We start from the raw sequence: 15,329 nt of genomic DNA, 5'->3' as shown, positions 1-15,329 counted from the left end.
CCTTTTAGGAGGCAATGATGAAACACAAAATCACCACATTAGCATTTGTATCGCTTGTGCTAATCAACGCGGGCGTTATCGCCAGTGCACAAGCTGAAACGAACATCGTGACTGCGGAAGAAGTTAAGTGGGGCTATTTAAACCCGGCTCGGGGAGATAAAAGCCCGGGTGCCGCAGATTTGTGGGGCGACAGAACCAAAGATACCGCAACTGGCATGTTAGTGCGTTTTAACAAAGGCTTTGAATCGCCACCTCATATCCACAACGTCACCTACCGCGGTATTGTTATTGAAGGTGAAATGCATAACGACGATCCAGATGCCGCCAAAATGTGGATGCCCACAGGCTCTTTCTGGACGCAACCTGCCGGTGAAAACCACACAACCGCAGCAAATGACAAAAACAACCTTATTTACTTGGAAATCGATAAAGGCCCCTATCTTGTGCAACCATCAAAAGAGCACTTCGACAACGGCGAGCGTCCCATTAATATCCACGCAGACAACATGGTTTGGCTACACGATAGTGATGTCGCGTCCATTTCCGCGAATGGCGTGTCAGCGACCTATTTGTGGGGCGATACCAACGCGGTATACGGTTCTATGATTAAACTGCCAGAAGGCTTTAGCGGTTCCATCGTATCTGATGCTGACGAATTCAAAGCAGTGGTCATTAGCGGCAAACTTGCCTACTTAGATGAAAATGCATCCAAACCAACCTTGTTACAAGCCGCCAGTTTCATTGAAGCCTCGGGCGACACAACTCACAACATCCGCAACGTTGCTGATGGTGAAAGCATTGTATTTATTCGCACTTCTTCGCCGTATCAGGTGAAAAACTAACATTCCCACAGGCTCCTCTGGTACGCGCCAGAGGAGTTCACTCTGCTTATCCGAATAACACAGTAGTAATAATGTCATCATTTCCCTCTATTGTGCTTCCAGGTATGAATTACAAGAATGTACGTTGTGGAAGCCGTCTTTTTCTCTGCGCTTTATCGAAGTTACTGGAAAACCCTATGCCAGAAATTAAGGGCCAACTTTGGCGAAGGGCCGCCTGATCCGGAAGATATAACCCAGCTGGCCTTCATTAAATACAGCCAGCAAGTCGCCACTAAACCAATAGAGAACCCCCAAGGATATTTGTACACTCTGGCCAAAAACCTCTACATCGACCAATATCGCTCTCAAATACGTTACGATGGCTTTATCGATGAGATATTCAGCGACCTGGCCCTTGCGCCTATTGGTGCAAATTCATCTGAAGACGTGACATTGCAAAGTGAAAAACTGGCCATCATTGATAGCGCATTGAAAACCTTAACTGACAAGCAACTGCAGATCGTTAAAGCAAACCGCATTCAGGGTGAAACCTATCAACAAATATCGCAAAGTACCGGGTACTCAATATCAGATATTTGCCGCACGCTGGAAGCGGTAAACAAGATTTTACAACAAGCCATTAGAAACTGGGAAAACGGCATTCCCAGCCCAACACCGCGAAAAAAGAAGTCCCGTGATGACAGAAATTGAACAACAAGCCAATAAATGGTTGGTTATCCTCCACAGTGGAGCGGCTTCCCATACAGACATTGATGAATTTAAACAATGGCTCAAGGTGTCTCCTCTTCATGCCCAGGCATTTCGGGAAGCAGAAACACTATGGCGCATGACCCGCTACTCGACGTCGTTGCTGTCATCTGATCAGCTCGCGCCTTCTTGTCACAAAACCACAAAGTATAAGGCGTTTGCTGCAGCCGCTGTTGTCTTGATGGCACTACTCGTCGTATTTTTACAATTTATGCCCGTTCATCAACAGCAAAACGAGTGGCTACTGACCACATCCATAGGACAAGTAAAAACCTTCGTTCTTGCCGATAATTCCTCGGTCACGTTGGGCGCAGACAGTAAGGTCAGTGTGTGGTTCGACAACGAGCAGCGAAATACTCGAATCATTAAGGGGGATGCGTTGTTTGATATCGCGCGCAACCCCCAGCGACCTTTCGTGACTCACATCGACGATGCGCGGATCACGGTTCTTGGCACCCAATTTGACGTTCAAAAAAGACCGCAACAAACCAGTATTACCGTGGGTCACGGGGAAGTAGCGGTATCAAAACAAAATCGGAATGTTAATCTCACTCCGGGCCAAAAAGTGGTACTGAGCAAGAACAAGATGAGCAAGGTTGTATCGGTCGACCCGCACTTTTTTGCCCAATGGAAACAACAGCGCTTTACCTTTTCACGAAACACGCTGGAAGATGTGGTTTCCGTCATTAACCGCTATTCCTCCACGCCAGTGCGTATTGTCACACCATCACTGAAAACCCTTGAAGTAACCGTCGCCTTTTCCGGCGAACAAAGTATGCAGTTACTGGAAAGCCTGGCTTATCAATACGGGTTTGAAGTGAGTACATACACTGCCGAAATCGTCATTTTTTAAGTGAAGTTTTTATGAAGCTTTGATGAATGATGAAAAAAACGCGCCGCAGAAACGTTAGGTAAGTAGCACTTGTTTTGACTACTTAAAAATGGAACAACCTATGTTTACTCACACTCGCTATACCCCTGTTTACCTGGCTTTGGGCCTCGCGTTAAGTTCCGGCTCACAATGCGTTTTCGCTCAGTCCGCCAACACGTTAACACTGACAGATGCCATTAGCCGCCTATCTGCTCAGTACGAGGTGGTTATTCTCACTACGGTGACAAACAGCGATGCCATCAAAGTCCCACAGGTATCTGCCGCTCTCCCCGTAGAAAAAGCGCTGGCGACCATGTTGTCTGATACGCAATTAGAAGCCGTTAAAGATGGCAAGGGCTCTTATGTTATTCAAGCCAAGCCTTCTGCGCAAACGAATATTGAATCACGGGAAACGCTGAGCAAAACGCCGTCAACTGAGCCCTCCATAACACTGGGGCAAATCGAGGAAATTGTCATCACTGCGCAAAAAACCTCACAGAACTTGCAACAGGTGGCCGCGGCAATATCGGCAGTAAATGGGGAAAACCTCGAAAAAATGAATGTGAACAGTGTGTTTGACCTGTCCGGAAAGTTGCCTGGATTGGTAATGACCAGTGTACAAGGGTATCGTCCTACTGTGTCCATACGCGGGATCGGCAACGAAATCCCGGATAACGCGGGCACTAAACAGGCTGTGGCTTTTCACGTCGATGGCGTTTTCATGGCCAATGATTACGCCCTGCTTGCAGATATGTCTGATGTGAGCAGAGTAGAGATGACACGGGGGCCAGATGGCACCCTATACGGAAACAGTTCCACCGGCGGTGCCATTAACCTTGTGTCTCACAAACCGGTACACGATGAATTGTTTGGTTCAGTGAGCGCGGCAGCCGGTTCCTATTCTCAGCAAGAAGTAAAAGGCATGATCAATGTGCCGGTAAACAACGAGCTCGCATTTCGCATTACAGCCTCACATCGTCAACGAGACGGATATACTGAAAACAAAGCTATCGAGAACTATGATCTGGACGACGTAGACAACCAAACCATTAAGGCGCAAATCAGCTGGCAACCATCGGATGACATCGACTTGCTTTTTCAGCATCAGGTGTTTTCCAGTGACACCCACGGGCCAGCACTCAAAGGTGGGTTCGATACCATCTCAGACGACCCGCGCGTGGTTTACCACGACACGCCTGAGTTTTACCGACTCAATACGCAGCTCAGTAGCTTTCACCTCAACTGGGCATTTCCGGAAAGTGCGTTGAGTATGATTTTGAGTAAGCAGCGATACCACATGCGCCGTAAATTTGATTTCGACAGATCATCACTCACCGCCAACGATCCTGCGCCACTTCCGCTGGTAGGGGAATTAGATTTACTGGGAGAAGCGCCTATACCTCAGTTTGTAGGAAACTTATCTCAACTGGATCACTCGTATACAGCCGAAATTAACCTCACCTCAGCACCGAACGCCGAAGGTCTGAAATGGGTAGTAGGTGCTTTCTTTTTGGATACAGAAATTTTCAGTAATACCAGTAATTTCTTTGATGCAGATCGGGACGGTGACCCGGTGAACGAAACCATTGCCGGGCCCAACGTATTCGCTAACAATGCCGATATCGATTTTATCAACTCAGATTATCGCAACTTTAATTCCTACGCTCTGTTTGGCCAGTTTACCTACCCGCTAACCGCGCAGCTGGCGGCAACGGCGGGCTTGCGGTTTACCAAGAATAAGTTTGAAGATGAACGCTGCAGTTTAAACTGCGTGCCTACCCGCTCGCCAATCACCAGCACCCCGGCCAATGAAACCGACAATGTTACCGGCAAGGTCGCGCTGGAATATACGTGGAACGATGATGTGATGAGTTACGTTTCTATTGCCACCGGTGTTAAGCCGGCAGGTTCAAATAGTAGCGCCGATACACGCTTTTTCCCGGAAGTCTTCGACCAGGAAGAAGTAACGGCCTATGAAGTGGGTAACAAAGCAGAACTGTTCAATAAACGCACCCGGTTAAATCTTGCCGCATTCTACTACGATTACAAAGATTATCTGTTTGAATCCAGTGGCATTGGCCGTTTTGCATCAGGCGCATCTAACTTACCGGAAGCCGAAATTTACGGCATTGAAGTAGAATCAGACACCTGGCTCACTGAATCCTTGTCACTCACCTTGTCGTTAAGTGCCATGGAATCTGAAATTACCAAGGGCCGCGATGCCATCGACCGTGCCGAAGCGGAAAACCAAAGTGTGGGACTTATTATTTCCGGCGCCAGTAGCGAAGAAATTAATGCTGCCCGCGAAGCCACGGCGATCGATCTGACAGGAAACGAGCTGCCCAAAATTCCTGATATCATGGCCAATGTGGGGCTGACTTATTACCTCACCGACAGCATGGGTGGCGAATGGGAATTTTCCGGCCAGTACACTTACCGCGGAGAGTTTTACGCACGGGCGTTTAACTCGCCACAACGCGACAGCGTTCCTTCGTACAGTATGACAAACCTCAATGTTACCTACCACACACCACAAAAAAACTGGAAGATTGATCTGAATGTGAATAATGTATTTGACGAAGATGCGGTCATTACCCGCTTTACCGATACGTATGGTCTGGGCTTTACCAGCGATCAATACCTTGCACCACAAACGGTCACTTTGCGGGCCAAATACTTTTTCTAAGGAAGCTTTGTGATAAGAAGAGACTTCATTAAATTGAGTCTGGCAACAGCGGGGTTACCCGTTGTTGCTCTTGCTCAAACTAACAACCCGCTCGTGTACCGCAATGCCATTGAGTTTGGGCCCGCGGCGGGCAGTGTTACCCAACACAGCGCCATTGTGTGGTGTCGGGCCAGTCGTGCCGGTGTCCTTGCTGTGGAAGTAAGTGAGACGGAGAGCTTTCACAAATTCGTTACGGCAACAGGCAGCCATGGGCACGCTAATAACGACTTTAATTGCAAAGCGACGCTTACATCGTTAGACCCAGGCACCCAGTATTATTACCGCTGCCACATGCGTGATAGTGAAACGGGCGCGCAAATAAGTGGTCGCGTATCAGGGCAATTTCGCACTGCAAATACTGACACTACAGATCTGCGTTTTTGCTGGTCAGGCGATACCGCAGGGCAAGGGTTTGGTATTGATCCTGCCCATGGCGGCATGAAAACCTATCAAACCATGTTGCAATATCAGCCCGATTTTCTGGTTCACTGTGGTGACCAAATATATGCAGACAACCCTATTTTACCTCAGTCAGAAGCCGCTGATGGCAGTGTGTGGCAGAATCGGCATACAGACTATGTGGATCATGTCGCGCAAACAACGCAAGATTTTAGAAATCGATTTTACTACAACTACTTTGACCCTCACTTTGCCGCATTTCATCAAAATGTTGCCAGTTACTATTTATGGGACGATCACGAGGTACGCAACAACTGGTATCCGGGGCAAACAATTGAGGATCAACGTTACACAACCAAAGACGCTAACACCCTGGCTCAGCGTGCTCGCACTGCAATGGTGGAGTGTAATCCACTTCCCGATGCCGCACACCGCCAGTTGTTTCAACATGTCCCCCGAGGCCCGCTACTGGATTTGTTTTTTGTGGATATGCGCAGCTATCGCACCGCAAACCGAACGCCTTCCCAAACAAATGATGACGTACCAGAATCCATATTGGGCGCTCAACAACTGGATTGGTTGAAAACGTCTCTGCTCAATGCAAAAGGCGTATGGAAAATTATTGCATTAGACATGCCTATTGGCGTTGTAGTCGCAGACTTTCACAATGGAACCATCGAAGGTGTTGCCAATACCGACGGACCCGCGAGCGGCCGTGAAGCAGAAATAGCAGAGCTGCTGAGTTTTATCAAAGAACACGACATTCAAAATGTGCACTTTATTACCGCCGACGTGCACTATTGCGCCTCTCACTATTATTCGCCAGAAAAAGCGCAATTCAAACATTTCAAACCGTTTTGGGAGTTTGTCAGCGGCCCCCTTCACGCCGGCACCTTTGGCCCGAATCGTCTCGATAACACATTCGGGCCTGAACTGGTGTTTAAAGGCATACCCGACGATATGCCGCCAAATCAGTCTCCGGCGGCAGGGTTTCAATTTTTTGGTGTAATGAGTATTGATGCACAAAACAAACATCTGACGGTTTCGCACGTGAATCGCACTGGTGACGTGCTGTGGAGCCAGGCTTTAACGCCTGAAGGCGCGTGACGCGCGATATGCGCCCCCGCCTCCAGAAATAAAGCACAGCGGGGGCAAAGCGATATAGCACCGAACAGTGCTGCACAAGCAACCAAGAACATCCGTGGTGTCAGTGTTGCTAAAAAGGTTGGCAGGTTTTCGCCGTATTACACCCGCCGACCTGTTTATATCCTACCCCAGATGATTCTGGCCGCGGTTTTCCTCCGCTTTTATTGTCACCGGATAACCCGGATAGGTGTGGTCTTCGGTAGGATCTGCAATATCCACGTTAAATTTAAACGCCGTCACCTTGAATGTGGAGGCCTGCGTGTCAAACTCAATGGTGCCGAAACCACTGCCTTTTTCATGAGCTTTGATATACCGGTTGTCAGATTCTCCCACCTGCGGATTCGCCGCCGCATAGACATAAATATGGTTGCCAAAGGCATCTTTGTAATTACCAGTGTTTTCCATGCCGTGTTGTGGCCGGTCTGTATGGGGAAGCCCCAATTCATCGGGTAGCCACCACCTGGGCCAGCCTGCCGCTATGGCTGGGGAGCAAAACGCCCAGTTGCTGTCACGGGGTTGTTCAACGCCGTATTGAGACAGCGTACCTAAGTGGGTATCTCCGCATATGTGCAACGCGTTTGATTCGCGCATAATGCGAATGGCTCGGTTTCGGGCAGACGCTGGCCAACCACTGCTGTCAAAATCGTATTTGAGATAACGGTCAGGTCTGGGCTGATGGGTGGATATACCGGCAAACACCGTCTGACTTAACACCGCTTTCATTCCGTGGCCTTGCCAGTCTTTTGCCCAGACTTCGAGAAAGGCTTCCTGCTTTTCACCAAGCAGTTGCAGCCTCTCGTTGTCGTAATCGGGGTTGACGTACGCAGGCGCTTCATCTTGCCCCGTTTCTCCCACGACAATGCCCATAGCATCCGGCGCACTTTTCCATTGCCGATCTGCCAGAATAGCAAAGCTCACGTCACCATAATTGAGAACGGTAAAATAGGAGCTAATACCATAGGGGCTCGCTTCGTCATCGTAAGTAGCGGGCAAATGAGAAACACAGGTGCGATGAATCGCATTTACCACATTAACAGGCTCTGCATACCCTCCCAGGATAGAAGCTGTGGCATCCTCCCCAAGATTGTCCATTGGCTTGCCACCTTCCCCCCACAAATTTCCTTGCAGTACATCGTGGTCGTCCGGCAAACAGATGGTAGGCGTACTTCGCATGGCTTCTCTGAAAGCCCAGCCAAATTGATAAAACTTGCGCAAATAATTGAGCATGGCAGGGCGTTCTGGCGTACGAATGATGCCAAAGCCACCGTGGCTTTCGTAAATTTGATCACCCGAAAAAAACAAAAGATCGGCATTGTATTTTAGTACGTTGCTGGCAACCGGCTCATAGGGAAAGGCATAGTCGTTTTGGCAAGTTAACGAGGCCATTTTAAGTGATCTGTTCTTTGGTTCTGGCTTAATTTCACCTTCAAACGTTTGTTCTACTGTGCCTTTTTTATTCGCCTGACGATACACAATGCGATAAGGCTTCGCCTTTGTGCCATCCCAAGCGTTTATTTTAAATGTTCCCGTACTCGACAAGGTATCAATGATTGTGTGGGAAATTGGCTGCCATACACCGTTTTGCTTTATCTCCAACGTCAGCTTTTTTTCATCATACTCACCCAAAGGCGCCATGATTACCGTCATACCCAGTTCATACCCGGCATTCGGATTATTGTGAAGGGCATACATTGCCCACATAATTGGGCCGAACTGCCGCCCTGAGTCATGCCCGACTCCCTGCCCTGAAAATCGCCAGTCAGAAAAACTAAACACGCTTCCCGATGGCTGATGGTCTCCGTCTGCGGCAGCAACTGGCGGAAAGTCTACATTGGCACCAAGAGCAAGGTGCCCGCGAACACGTTCAGCGGCTTCCGGCTTCTCGACAGACGCTAAAACCCGCTGGGTTGCCGCATCCCGGGCAATCAGCGTAAGTTTAATGCCCTGCCCCTGTTTCTCACTTTTAAGGGTAAGCTCAACCGCTTCAGCATGACTGATATTAATCGTTTTGGAACCAATAAATAACGCGCCCTTTCGCATGCCGGCGGCTAACCCATTATTGGCGAAACAATTGCTGCGATATTCATCAATTTCACTTTTCACACCGATGAAGAAACCTGCTCCACCGACAAACTCTGCATTGTCTTCGCATGTTACCAGTACGCTGGCAGTGAACCCTTTTTCTGGTGCTTCAATAAAATGTGTCAACGCATGCACATTTCTGCCACCTAAACGACTGGCACAATACGCCCTGCCGTTTTTTACCTGCCAATCTTCCATAGGATTGGCCCAATAGGCTTGCCCCAAAAACGGGCCATCAAAGGTGTCTTTCCAGTCGCCGTGGAACTGCGGTACGTCTGTTTTTTCATCTGCAGTTGAAGAAAGAGAACGTGAAGGGGCATTCGTGGTGCACCCCAACGTACCGGTAAGCGCTGTCGCCAAAGCCATTTTCACTGTGCGCCGTTTAACGAGATCTGGTTTGTCAGTCATAGTATCCTCGATGAAAAAAAGGCCTGCAAAGCAGGCCTTTAATAAGGTTGTGTTTTGCGGTTTCAGCTGTTGAATGCGTGCAGATGGGGCTATTCGAACCTGCGGGAGTACATAGTGCTGTTTAGCTCCCTCGCCGCCTCAACCATTGGTGCATACGGCGTATCGGTAACGTTAACAAAACCAACATTGTAATTTTCGCCATCGTATGCGCGGCCAGAAATAGGCGAATCCATATACTGGAACCAGTGCGCCCCCACAAAATACGGGTTGTCGATAACGGAGTGCATGTAGTCCTTGTACATCTCCGCGCGATCTGTTTGCGTGGCCGCCTGAATTAAGCCGGGGTGGAACAGGCCGCTATCCCTGGCTCCAAAATGGAATTCACCGATAATGCTTGGCATATCAATTTCTTCCAGGAAAGCCCACGACTTGGGGTGGATCCCCTCTTTGTAGACGTTATACGACATCACGTCCACATGCTTAGCCGCAGCTTTCACAATTTCCATGGGTTTGCCCCAATCGGGAAACCGGGCCCCCAAGTACATGTGATTGGGCATGTGCTTGTCTAACGCGTCATCCACTATGCGGAAATATTGTTCTCCATAGTGGTACAGCATCTCGCTATAGTCGGCCAGCTGAGCGTCATTTCTTATAGATGAGTCAATGCCTTTGTCAAAGGCTTCCCATGATGAAATATCCGTGCCCCATTTGTGGTTAAGCGCTGCTATATCACCGTACTTTTTCTTCATCAAGGCGGTGAATGCAGCCTTGGTAGGCACGGCTTTACCATCGCGTTTGAGGGTATGGATCACAATGCCATATCGCGCTTCATTGCTCTCGCTTCTGCCAAAGCTCTTTTCGTTGTCGATAAACACCCCCACACACCATGGGTTGTTTTGTACCTGGGCTGCTATATTTGCAGCTGTGATATCAGCTCGCCGGGCAAATTCCGGGTCGAAAACATCGGGCAGCGGTGCCCAGAAGTCGTTGCCACTGGACACGGTTTTGAAATCGCCGATAATCCAGCCGTTGGCAAAGTATGGCACCTGATTATTCTGATAAAAACGCGGGTCTGTCCAGTTCCCCAACGAGGTAAACCCCCAATACTTCATACGCTTGAGCGTCACTTGTTCCCAGGCTTCCAACGGATCTTCACTGCCGTATTTGCGTTCGAGGTTAGCCGCATAAAAGCTGAATGTTTCGCCTTTTTTCACCGGACCGGAGTGAGCACTGCCCCGATAGCCAAACCATTTACCCAAAGGTTCATCGTAAGAAGGTAGCCACTGAAACAGGTTGGCCCGAACATCTGAAACCACATGACGGCTGGGAATGGCTTCGTCATTGACTCTATTTAACCCTTTGGAATCTTCCGGAGTGACACCATCAGCTCCCAAATTAACCAATTCATCATCGAAGCCATAGCCCGTCATAGTAGAGGTGTTTGACAACCGAATGATATCCAGCCCTGTGGCAAAATACAGGTAGCCTTCTGGGTCAACCATTGCCCATTTGCCATCTACCTTTTCAGTTCTAAAGTACCCTGTGGCTTTTAGTTTTGGACCATTTTTATAGCCGCCAAATCGCGAGCGATCCGCCATCAACTGGTTGTCTAATTTTTTCGCCTCCTCTTCCCGCGTCTGTTCTAATTCCTGCTGAGAGTGGATTTTACCGGGAAATTCAACATTGGCATTCTGACCGTACTTGTCCACTATCTTTGTCAGGAAGTCTTTGTTCATTTCAGGATTTGGGCGCAGTCGCAAATTGCTAAGCACAATAGATTTGTCAAATAAATTGCTCTGAACCGACAGGCTGATTTGCGTAATGCCGGTTAAATTCAGGTTTTTCTTACCCCACATGGAAATAAACTGCACATCATCAGATTCCCATGTTTCCGGATTTGAGCGAAAGCCTGAAAGAAAATTGAGCTCTTGATTGACATCACCGCTGGGCGTGGCAAGGTCATGGCCGCGCATCTTTGCGTAGAAAGTGGTGGTATCAGCTACCGGTACGGCCACACTTCTCGTATAGGTCGCACCATCAATGTCACTGACGTTTAAAAACAATTGCACAGGATGCGGGCCCGGGTTTTTGATATCCATGGCCAGATTGAAGTCGTCCAGGTGGCTTAAATCCCAGGGTTCATCAGGCTTGATGGTAATGCCAGCATAAGGATTTTCTTTGCCCAAAAAGGTGATTTCAGCGGCCCCATCAATAATATTGACTTGGGCGCTCGCCAGTTCCACATTTTCTTTAACCGTAGATTCCGATAGGGTTATTAGCGGCATTTCTTGCTTTAATACTTGTTTTTCAAGCGTATTTTTCTTTTCAGAAACGGTGTTTTTTTCACTGCTAGCATTGTGAGCTTGCTGACATCCCAGAAGACTCATCGAAAGCGCTAAAGCGATAGCTGTTTTTTTCATTTTCTGACTCACATTTCATTAACAATAAAATTGAGTATAACCACATTTAAGACAACATTAAACTGTTAACAATACTATTTACAAATTGTTGCTATATTCCCAACACACAGGCCGCTCAAACTGAGTAAATTACCGCTGATTGTTTTAAAAATCTGGACATTGCACAAAATAAAGTTAACAATTTATCGAATATTTATTTTAATAAAACGATGAGTCCTATGAAGCCCAAGATACTTTCGGTGCGAGAGCAAATAGCTGATGTATTGCGCTCCGATATTATTTCAGGCGAGCTTGCGCCTAATACCAAGTTAAACGAAATTCAACTTGCTGAACGATTCGGCGTGTCCCGTGGCCCCATTCGCGACGTGATCCTTAAACTCACAAAAGAAGGCTTATTGATCAGCAAGAACAATGTTGGCGCCTCAGTCAACAGCCCCCTTCCTCCCGAATTACAGAAACTAAGTATCGATTTACGCAAAAAAATTGAAGAATTCGCTGTAAAAGAGTTGGTTGGCAGAATAACCAAAGAGCAAGTGGCAGAGATGGATAAACTTATTGCCACAATGCAGGAGCATTTCGAAAAGCAAGAGTTTACCGAACTAACTAAAGCAGATATCGCGTTTCACCAGTATTTTGTTGAACTCGCTGGCGGTGAAAACTTGCTCAACCTCTGGTATCCCATCGTGATAAGAATGCGCATGAATTATCAGCGTATTAAAACTTCCGATAAACTGGTAGAAGAACACCGCGATATCGTTAACGCCTTTAAAGAAGGCGATGTCAAGACCGCCGTTGCAGCTATTCGTAAAAATATCAAGTAATCGAAATACGACCCATTGTTGCTCTAAAATCGACGCCCCGAATCCGGGGCATCGTCGTTTTCCCCACCCTGACTCAATTAGCCGATGTACCTTGCACCTGCTTCACACAAAAAGCGGTTTTACATATTACGCCACCACTTTATTGTTAACATTATACTAAAAACATTGTTACTATAATGAGGAAAATGCATCGTTCATTAACACATTTGGACGCATGGCCAATGTGACGTAAGGGGAATACATGAAAAAATATAACATCGCCATTACCTTCGCACTGTTATTGATAGGTATACTCAGTGCCCACGCAACCGAAACCCGACCCAACATTGTGGTTATTTTGTCTGACGACGCAGGCTATACCGATTTGGGGAGTTTCGGTGGCGAAATAGATACTCCTAATTTAGATAACCTGGCATCGCAAGGATTAAAACTCTCACATTTTTACAGCAATGCTCGATGCAGCCCTACCCGCGCGTCATTGTTATCTGGCGTCGACGCTGCCCATGTGGGGTTTGGTGGTGGCGTTGTGGGAGATTGGGTTCGGGAGTTGCCTTTTCCTGCGCACAGAGCAAGACTCAAGTACGAGCAGCCCATAATTCCTGAATTACTTTCCGAGGCTGGTTATCACACGATGATGGCGGGTAAGTGGCATCTGGGTGGCAGCTACATTAAAGATCATCAAGAGACCATGCGAGCGCAGTGGGAAGCCACCCACCCTGAGCAGATGAAACTCACAGACGAAGAGATGCAACAGGACTATCTAGCCCTGCCGCCCCAACGGGGATTTGATGAAAGTTTTGTGTTTCACGCCGCACAGGGGAACTTGTTTTTTCGTCCGGAAGAACCACAACCCTATTACTTCAACAATGAAAAAGCACAGCTTAGCTACGATCGTAAGTATGACATGACGTGTTATGCCGAAACCGACTTTGGTAAACAGCACTACACAGCCTGTGACGGGAAAAGTGGCAATGCATTTTATGCTACGGATGGGATCACCGACGAAGCAATATCCATGATAGACGCCGCGTCAAAGAAAGCGTCGCCTTTCTTTATGTACGTGGCATATCGAGCGCCACATAAGCCTCTTCAGGCCCCGACGCCTCTGGTACAAAAATACCTTAAGCGCTACGCAAACATCCAAAAGGTAGCAGACGAGCGGCACGCGCATCTCGTTGAATTGGGAATGTTTCCTGAAAAGGCTCCTGTCAGACAATCTGGTGACACCTGGACCTCACTGCCCAAAGAAAAGATAGACGCAGTGCGAATGAAAGCGGCTGTGCACGCTGCAATGATGGAAAAACTCGACGAAAATGTAGGCAGAATTATTGCCCAGCTTAAAGCGTCTGGCGAACTGGAAAATACCCTGCTTGTCTACCTTTCTGACAATGGCGCAGCTTCCCATATAGGCGATTTGATGAATCAGCCCTATACCGGTGTGAAAGCCTTATTATGGGAAGGCGGCGCGCGCACCCACGCCATTATTCACTGGCCGAAAGTCGTTAAGGCCGGCCAAGTCACCGACGATGTGGTATGGGTAGGCGATTTTCTCCCTACATTTCTCGATGTAGCAGAAGCTGAGTTCCCCTCCCAATTCCGTGGCGATACGCCAAGACAACCAGATGGTCGCAGCATTGTGCCCCTGTTACACGGTAGCTCAATGCCCCCTCCTGAAGCGCTTTTCTTCAATGATAAAGGACAACAAAGTGTGCTGTATAAAGGCCGCTGGAAATTACTGATAGAACCGGGTTGGTATTTGCAAACCCTGGCAAAGCCTGGCATTGCTATTGAGCTATATGATTTGGAAAGCGACCCCGGTGAAGTAAATAATCTCGCCAGTGAAAAGCCCAAACTGGTCGCACAACTAGTTGAACTCGCTGAAGCGTGGAAAAAAGAGAATCAAATTGTCGATTACAAACACATTATCAAACTTAAACCTCAGGATCCGTACTAAAGCACGTTAACTTACACGAGGTAAATTGGAATGCGTATCATATTTTTTTTGACTTGTTTATTGTGTTACCCGGCAACGGCAAACGACTGGGATATTTACCCGGTTCCTGCTGATCCCGGCGAGGGCATGACATGGGTTTTGCACTCTCTTTCCGATGACTTCAACTATGAAGCACCGGCCAAGAACAAAGGAGACACGTTCTCTCAACGTTGGTATGAAGGTTTTATCAATGCATGGAAAGGGCCAGGAAGAACTGAGTGGCACCCACATCAATCTTTTGTGCAAGACGGTAAACTGCAACTCACTGCAAAGCGTAAACGTTTGTCGCAAAAAATCATGATGGGCAGTATCACCTCCCATGAAGCGCTCATTTACCCGCTGTACCTGGAGATTCGGGCAAAACTAGCCAATCAGGTATTAGCCTCTGATTTTTGGCTTCTCAGTGAAGATTCAACGCAGGAGATTGATGTACTTGAAGCCTACGGTGGCGATAGAGAAGGCAATACCTGGTTTGCAGAGCGATTGCATTTAAGTCACCATGTTTTCATTCGCGACCCTTTTACCGACTATCAACCTAAAACTGACGACACCTGGTATTACGACGGCACTGTATGGCGAGACGAATTTGTCCGGGTCGGTGTATACTGGCGCGATCCATGGCACCTTGAATACTATGTGAATGGCAAGAAGGTCCGTGAGTCGTCCGGCAAAGACGTTATTGACCGTCATAACTACACCAACGGCAGCGGTTTAAATAAGCCCATGCAGGCCATTATCAATTTAGAAGATCAAGACTGGCGAACGGCTCAGGGGCTCACACCAACCAATGAAGAGTTGCGCGATCCGTCACGCAATCCCTACCAAATTGATTGGGTGAGGTTTTATAAACCCGAGCCTGTAAACCACTAAGAAGT

At 47.9% G+C, this 15,329-nt stretch carries 10 protein-coding genes; 8 read left to right on the top strand and 2 right to left on the bottom strand.

The features are described from left to right. Window positions 1–14: 14 nt before the first annotated feature. From KO518_RS05570 to KO518_RS05550, 5 genes are all read left to right on the top strand, one after another. Window positions 15–842: a DUF4437 domain-containing protein gene (locus tag KO518_RS05570; RefSeq protein ID WP_216024848.1), complete on the top strand. Its 828-nt coding sequence runs from the start codon at window positions 15–17 to the stop codon at window positions 840–842. A 117-nt stretch (window positions 843–959) separates the two neighbouring features. Further along, entirely contained in the window at window positions 960–1,532 is a 573-nt protein-coding gene (locus tag KO518_RS05565) for an RNA polymerase sigma factor (RefSeq protein WP_216024847.1), read from the top strand. Next, window positions 1,519–2,442 carry a FecR domain-containing protein gene (locus KO518_RS05560; protein ID WP_252736028.1) on the top strand — a complete coding sequence of 308 codons (924 nt, stop codon included), beginning with the start codon at window positions 1,519–1,521 and terminating at the stop codon, window positions 2,440–2,442. The genes KO518_RS05565 and KO518_RS05560 overlap by 14 nt, the downstream gene beginning before the upstream one ends. A gap of 100 nt (window positions 2,443–2,542) precedes the next feature. Continuing rightward, a complete protein-coding gene (locus tag KO518_RS05555) occupies window positions 2,543–5,146 on the top strand; it encodes a TonB-dependent receptor (RefSeq protein WP_216024845.1) in 2,604 nt (867 codons plus the stop codon). 9 nt (window positions 5,147–5,155) lie between these two features. Next, on the top strand, window positions 5,156–6,691 hold the full coding sequence (locus KO518_RS05550; RefSeq protein WP_216024844.1) for an alkaline phosphatase D family protein: 1,536 nt from the start codon (window positions 5,156–5,158) through the stop codon (window positions 6,689–6,691). Between the two features lie 162 nt (window positions 6,692–6,853). Here the strand turns inward: KO518_RS05550 and KO518_RS05545 are convergent, their stop codons facing one another. Together KO518_RS05545 and KO518_RS05540 are read right to left on the bottom strand one after the other, a co-directional pair. Next, on the bottom strand, window positions 6,854–9,220 hold the full coding sequence (locus KO518_RS05545; protein ID WP_216024843.1) for an alkaline phosphatase D family protein: 2,367 nt from the start codon (window positions 9,218–9,220) through the stop codon (window positions 6,854–6,856). An 89-nt stretch (window positions 9,221–9,309) separates the two neighbouring features. Beyond that, complete coding sequence (locus tag KO518_RS05540) at window positions 9,310–11,640, bottom strand: beta-galactosidase (RefSeq protein ID WP_216024842.1); 2,331 nt, start codon at window positions 11,638–11,640, stop codon at window positions 9,310–9,312. Between the two features lie 209 nt (window positions 11,641–11,849). On the opposite strand from KO518_RS05540, the gene KO518_RS05535 reads away from it, so the two are divergent. The 3 genes from KO518_RS05535 (at window position 11,850) to KO518_RS05525 (ending at window position 15,324) form a co-directional block, all read left to right on the top strand. After that, the gene (locus KO518_RS05535) at window positions 11,850–12,461 is read left to right on the top strand and encodes a GntR family transcriptional regulator (RefSeq protein WP_371742254.1); all 612 of its coding nucleotides are present in this window, start codon (window positions 11,850–11,852) and stop codon (window positions 12,459–12,461) included. 241 nt (window positions 12,462–12,702) lie between these two features. Next, on the top strand, window positions 12,703–14,415 hold the full coding sequence (locus KO518_RS05530; RefSeq protein ID WP_216024840.1) for a sulfatase-like hydrolase/transferase: 1,713 nt from the start codon (window positions 12,703–12,705) through the stop codon (window positions 14,413–14,415). A 30-nt stretch (window positions 14,416–14,445) separates the two neighbouring features. Next, a complete protein-coding gene (locus KO518_RS05525; protein WP_216024839.1) occupies window positions 14,446–15,324 on the top strand; it encodes a family 16 glycosylhydrolase in 879 nt (292 codons plus the stop codon). Window positions 15,325–15,329 lie beyond the last annotated feature (5 nt).

Source organism: Aestuariibacter sp. A3R04 (assembly GCF_018860805.1).
Classification (GTDB): Bacteria; Pseudomonadota; Gammaproteobacteria; order Enterobacterales; family Alteromonadaceae; genus Alteromonas.
The sequence above is the reverse complement of the archived record's forward strand: the minus strand, read 5'-3'. Positions and strand labels throughout refer to the sequence as shown.

What these genes read in the sequence shown, in the direction of transcription:
- KO518_RS05565 (WP_216024847.1), top strand. Translation starts at nt 960, where the DNA reads ATGTACGTTGTGGAAGCCGTCTTTTTCTCTGCGCTTTATCGAAGTTAC.
- KO518_RS05560 (WP_252736028.1), top strand. Translation starts at nt 1,519, where the DNA reads ATGACAGAAATTGAACAACAAGCCAATAAATGGTTGGTTATCCTCCAC.
- KO518_RS05545 (WP_216024843.1), bottom strand. Translation starts at nt 9,220, where the DNA reads ATGACTGACAAACCAGATCTCGTTAAACGGCGCACAGTGAAAATGGCT.
- KO518_RS05570 (WP_216024848.1), top strand. Translation starts at nt 15, where the DNA reads ATGATGAAACACAAAATCACCACATTAGCATTTGTATCGCTTGTGCTA.
- KO518_RS05530 (WP_216024840.1), top strand. Translation starts at nt 12,703, where the DNA reads ATGAAAAAATATAACATCGCCATTACCTTCGCACTGTTATTGATAGGT.
- KO518_RS05525 (WP_216024839.1), top strand. Translation starts at nt 14,446, where the DNA reads ATGCGTATCATATTTTTTTTGACTTGTTTATTGTGTTACCCGGCAACG.
- KO518_RS05540 (WP_216024842.1), bottom strand. Translation starts at nt 11,640, where the DNA reads ATGAAAAAAACAGCTATCGCTTTAGCGCTTTCGATGAGTCTTCTGGGA.
- KO518_RS05535 (WP_371742254.1), top strand. Translation starts at nt 11,850, where the DNA reads ATGAGTCCTATGAAGCCCAAGATACTTTCGGTGCGAGAGCAAATAGCT.
- KO518_RS05555 (WP_216024845.1), top strand. Translation starts at nt 2,543, where the DNA reads ATGTTTACTCACACTCGCTATACCCCTGTTTACCTGGCTTTGGGCCTC.